Below are 5367 nucleotides of genomic sequence, written 5' to 3'. Positions count from 1 at the left end.
TGCATCGGGTTGTCGCGCCCGGGGATGTCCACCACGATTTCTTCGACGATCGTGCCGGGGCGCTCGCTCATGACCAGGATGCGGTCGGACAGCGCCACGCCTTCGGCCAGGTCGTGGGTGATGAACAGCACCGTCTTGCCGTTCTCCTTGACGGTGCGGGCCAGGTCTTGCTGCAGGATCATCTTGGTCTGTGCGTCCAGGGCCGAGAACGGTTCGTCCATCAGCAGCACCAGCGGGTCCACCGCCAGGGTGCGGGCCATGGCGGCGCGCTGACGCATGCCGCCCGAAAGCTGGTTGGGGTAGTGACCCTCAAAACCCTTGAGGTGGCACTGCGCCAGCAGACGTGTCGAGATCTCGCGCCGCTCGCTGGCTTTGACACCGCGCAGTTCCAGCCCGAATTCAACGTTCTCGGCGATGGTGCGCCAGGGCATCAGCAGGTCTTTCTGCAGCATGAACGCCACATGCATGTTGGGGCCTGACACCAACTCGACACCCACCTTCACCTAGCCAGCCGAGTGTTTTGAGAGGCCGGCTCCCATGTTCAGCAGGGTGCTCTTGCCGCAACCCGAAGGCCCGATGATGGAGACCACTTCCCCCGGCGCGATGGAAAGACTCACGTTGCGCGCGGCCAGCACATCGGGTGCCCCGTTGCGTCCCGGAAAACACTTGTCCACTCCGATGAACTCGATCGCAGGCGTGTCAGGAGAGGTGTAGGGGGCAGGTGACATGATATGTTTTATAAGTAAAACAGTGGTTCATTACGGAATCAATCTTAATCCCGGTCTGACGATTCGACCTATACCTGATCAAGTTATGGGGTTATCGGGAGCGGCTGCTCGCGCTGCGAGATCGGCGCACGGAGCGTTGCAGCACATTCTTCGCATCAGGCCGAGTAACGCGCTCATGCCCTGGGCGCGCGCACTTCTACCCTTCCTTCAATGCGATAGGCCCGTGTTTTAGGTCCCAGCCAGCTTCGCGGTGGGGTATCTCAGGCCCAAGCTCTTCGAAGGGTGCTTGGAGATGACGCGGGGACCGATGCGCGCTTCGCGTCGCAAGCCTTAGCGTGCAGGAGGCACGAGGATCGTCGCGCGAGCCTCGGGCAGCAGGTCGGGGAAGTCGCGGTTGTAGTGCAGGCCACGGCTTTCCTGGCGCAGCAGGGCCGACTGCACGATCAGGTCGGCCACCTGCACCAGGTTGCGCAGCTCCAGCAGGTCGCGCGTGACGTGAAACTGCGAGTAGAACTCCTGGATTTCACGCTGCAGCAGGGCGATACGGTGCGCTGCGCGACCCAGGCGTTTGGTGGTGCGCACGATGCCAACGTAGTCCCACATGAAGCGACGCAGTTCGTCCCAGTTGTGCGAAATCACCACCTGCTCGTCGGCATCCGTGACGCGGCTCTCATCCCACGCAGGAAGTTCCTGCGCACCGGGGGCCGAGGTTTCCTGGATGGATCGCACAGCAGCCTGGGCGAACACCATGCACTCGACCAGCGAGTTGCTGGCCAGACGGTTGGCGCCGTGCAGGCCGGTGTAGCTGGTCTCACCCACGGCGTACAGGCCTGACAGCGTGGTGCGGGCCGACAGGTCGGTCACCACGCCCCCGCAGGTGTAGTGGGCGGCCGGGACGACGGGGATCGGTTCTTTCGTGATGTCGATGCCCAGTTCTGCGCAGCGCGCCAGGATGTTCGGGAAGTGCTCGCGCAGGAACTCGGGGCTCTGGTGCGAGATGTCCAGGTGAACGCAGTCCAGCCCGTGTTTCTTCATCTCGTGGTCGATGGCACGGGCCACCACGTCGCGTGGCGCCAGTTCGGCGCGCGGGTCGTGGTCGGGCATGAAACGGTGGCCACCCAGGTGCGGCGGCAGCTTGAGCTGGCCTCCCTCGCCACGCACCGCCTCGGTGATGAGGAAGTTCTTGACATTGGGGTGGTACAGGCAGGTCGGGTGGAACTGGATGAACTCCATGTTGCCCACCCGGCAGCCGGCACGCCAGGCGGCGGCGATACCGTCGCCGGTGGCGGTGTCGGGGTTGGTGGTGTAGAGATAAACCTTGCCCGCGCCGCCCGTGGCCAGGATGGTGTGCGGCGCGCGGAACACCTCGACCACGTCCTGGTCCACGTCCAGCACGTAGGCGCCGTGGCAGCGCACCGGGGCCGGGCTGTGCTTGTAGCCGGGCAGCTTGCGGTCGGTGATCAGGTCCACCAGCATGTGGTTCTCGAAGAACGTGATGCCGGGCGTGGCCCGCGCGCGTTTGCTGAGCGTGGCCTGGACGGCGGCACCGGTCGCGTCGGTGGCGTGCACGATGCGCCGGTGGCTGTGGCCGCCCTCGCGCGTGAGGTGCAGGTCGCCGTTCTCGGTGGAAAAAGGCACGCCCAGTTCCCGCAGCCAGGCGATGGCAGCGGGCGAGTTCTCGACCGTGAAACGTGTGGCTTCCAGCTCGCACAGGCCGGCACCGGCGATCAGGGTGTCCTGCACGTGGGATTCGAAGCTGTCGCCCTCGCCCAGCACGGCCGCGATGCCGCCCTGCGCCCAGTTGCTGGAGCCGTCCGAGAGCCCGCGTTTGGTGATCACCGCCACCCGGTGTGTGGGGGCGAGCTTGAGTGCCGCGGTCAGGCCGGCCAGGCCGCTGCCGATGATGAGAACGTCGAAGTGGTGGGTGGTGCTCATGACCGTGCTGGGGCTTTGTGTGAGGGCAGCGGCGCGAGACAAGGCCCGCCGGGCTGCAGGATGGTCAGTTGGGTGTGTACGCCAGGCGCACGTAGATCGGGGCAAAGGCTTCAGCCTGGGTCAGCTCGATCAGCGTTTCCTTGGCCAGCTCCAGCATCGCGATGAAGGTGACCACCAGCACCTGCGACCCGCGGCTGGGGTCGAACAGGTCACCGAACTCGACGAAGCGCTGGCCTTGCAGCTTGCGCAGCACGATGCTCATGTGCTCGCGCACCGAGAGTTCTTCGCGGCTGATCTTGTGGTGCTGGACCAGGTTGGCCCGCTTGAGGATGTCGCGCCAGGCGCTTTGCAGGTCCAGCACGTGCACGTCGGGGAAGCGCGGCACCAGGGCCTGCTCCACATAGACCTGGGCACGCAGGAAGTCGCGGCCGTACTGCGGCAGCTCGGCCAGGCGCTGCGAGGCCAGCTTCATCTGCTCGTATTCGAGCAGACGGCGCACCAGCTCGGCACGCGGGTCTTCGGCTTCTTCGCCCTCGGCCGTCTTTTTGGGCGGCAGCAGCATGCGCGACTTGATCTCGATCAGCATGGCCGCCATGAGCAGGTACTCGGCCGCCAGCTCCAGGTTGCTGGCGCGGATCTCGTCCACGTAGCTCAGGTACTGGCGCGTCACCGCCGCCATCGGGATGTCGAGGATGTTGAAGTTCTGCTTGCGGATCAGGTACAGCAGCAGGTCCAGCGGGCCTTCAAAGGCCTCCAGGAACACCTGCAGTGCATCGGGCGGGATGTACAGGTCCCGCGGCATGGAGAACAACGGCTCGCCGTACAGGCGCGCCAGCGCCACCTGGTCGACCACCGCGGGCAACACGGCGTCCAGCCCCTCGGGGGCCTGGTCGATCGCAGGGGTGTCGGGATTCATGCAGCGGTGCCGGGCGCGCGCGGGCCAGCGACCATCAGTGCGGGTCGGGCAGCGTCTGGTAGACGTAGGCGCCTTGCGGCACGCGGGCGGCTTCGGCGTCGCGCTGGAATTCGCGGTCCAGGGTTTTGTCCCACAGCAGGGCGCGGCCCTGGCGTTGCTCCGCTTCCAGCTGGGGCTGGGCGGTCTTGAGCTGGTCGATGAACTGCGTCGCGTCAGACGCGTAGTGCGGGCGGGCGAAGAAGGACATGGCGGTCAGCGCAGGGCGTGTGAGGGAAAACACGGATTTTAACGGGGCGGGGCCGCCGAGTCCGGGTCACTCGCTGTCGTGTAGCTTGGCCGCGAAGCCCGAGCGCCGCATCAGCGAGCGTGGCTGTTCGTTCAGGCCGACCATGCGCAGCTGGCCACCGCGTTTTTCGATCGCCTTGTGCAGCTGTTCCAGCGCGTCCAGGCCGGTGGTGTCCAGCGAGATCAGCTGGGTGGCGTCCAGCACCACCGCCACGCCGGTGGGAGCCTGCTGCACCGCGCTCACGATGGGGTCGATCTTGGCCACGGCGCCGAAGAACAGCGAGCCGTACAGCCGGAACCGCAGCTGGGCGCCCTCGGCAGGGACCGGATCGGCGCGGAAGATGTCGCTCTGGCGGCGCACGAACAGCACGCAGGCCAGCACCAGGCCCAGCTCGACCGCCACCGTGAGGTCGAACACGATGGTGACCAGGAAGGTGGACACCATCATCAGGCGGTAGTGGTTGCTGAAGTGCTTGAGGCGGCCGAACTCGCGCCATTCGCCCATGTTCCAGGCCACGAACAGCAGCACGCCGGCCAGCACCGCCAGCGGGATGTGGGCGGCCAGGGGCGCCGCGATCAGCACCACCAGCGCGAGCGTGAGCGCGTGCACGATGCCGGCCACCGGCGAGGCCGCGCCGGAGCGGATGTTGGTCACCGTGCGCGCGATGGTGCCGGTGGCGGGCATGCCGCCGAAGAAGGGCACCACAACATTGGCCACGCCCTGCGCCATCAGCTCCTGGTTGGGGTCGTGCTTGGGCGTGTCGCTGAGCTGGTCGGCCACCCGCGCGCACAGCAGCGATTCGATGGCGCCCAGCAAGGCGATGGTGAGCGTGGGCGTGACCAGCTGCTTGACGGTGGCCCAGGTGAAGTCGGGCAGTTCGAAGGCCGGCACGCCCTGCGGGATGCCACCAAAGCGGGTGCCGATGGTTTCCACCGGCAGGCTCAGGGCCCAGGCCGCCAGCGACAGCGTGACCAGGGCCACCACCGGCGCGGGCAGGCGCGAGGTGGCCTTGAGCGCGCTCACGGTGTCGATCTGGTCCAGCTGGCGGCGGAATTGCGAGTCCACCGCCCACAGGCGCGGCCAGACGAACAGGCCCAGCACACACAAGGCGCCCAGCCCGAACGCATAGGGGTTGAAGCTGCCGATGTGGTGGGCGATGGCGCCGATCTGGCTGAAGAAGTCGCCGGGCATCTTGGCGATGTCCAGCCCCAGCCAGTCGCGCACCTGAGACAGCGCGATCAGCACCGCGATGCCGTTGGTGAAGCCGATGACCACGCTGACCGGCACGTAGCGCACCAGCGTGCCCAGGCGGATCAGGCCCAGCTGGAACAGCAGGAGGCCTGCGCTGGCAGTGGCGATCAGCAGGTTGGCCACGCCGTAGCGTTCCACGATGCCGTAGACGATGACGATGAAGGCGCCCGCCGGACCACCGATCTGCACCGAAGTACCGCCCAGGGCCGAGATCAGGAAGCCCGCGATGATGGCAGTCCAGAGCCCCGCCT

Annotated in this window: 4 protein-coding genes and 1 pseudogene; all 5 read right to left on the bottom strand. The window is 66.6% G+C overall.

What is annotated here, in order from left to right:
* Positions 1 to 728: pseudogene (locus ACR2JA_RS05600) on the bottom strand (ABC transporter ATP-binding protein); the annotation flags it as partial.
* Positions 729 to 1058: 330 nt separating this feature from the next.
* Positions 1059 to 2663, bottom strand: coding sequence for an L-aspartate oxidase (nadB, locus tag ACR2JA_RS05595; RefSeq protein WP_434008122.1), 1605 nt, complete (start codon positions 2661 to 2663; stop codon positions 1059 to 1061).
* A 64-nt stretch (positions 2664 to 2727) separates the two neighbouring features.
* Complete coding sequence (locus ACR2JA_RS05590) at positions 2728 to 3579, bottom strand: segregation and condensation protein A (protein ID WP_434008121.1); 852 nt, start codon at positions 3577 to 3579, stop codon at positions 2728 to 2730.
* Positions 3580 to 3613: 34 nt separating this feature from the next.
* Positions 3614 to 3826 carry a DUF3460 family protein gene (locus tag ACR2JA_RS05585; protein ID WP_434008120.1) on the bottom strand — a complete coding sequence of 71 codons (213 nt, stop codon included), beginning with the start codon at positions 3824 to 3826 and terminating at the stop codon, positions 3614 to 3616.
* Between the two features lie 66 nt (positions 3827 to 3892).
* On the bottom strand, positions 3893 to 5367 hold a 1475-nt coding region (locus ACR2JA_RS05580; RefSeq protein ID WP_434008119.1), incomplete at its 5' end, for a SulP family inorganic anion transporter.

It is taken from the genome of Hydrogenophaga sp., assembly GCF_051007235.1.
In the GTDB taxonomy this organism is placed as follows: domain Bacteria; phylum Pseudomonadota; class Gammaproteobacteria; order Burkholderiales; family Burkholderiaceae_C; genus Hydrogenophaga.
Note: the sequence above shows the minus strand (reverse complement) of the source record. Positions and strands in the feature narration are given on the sequence as shown.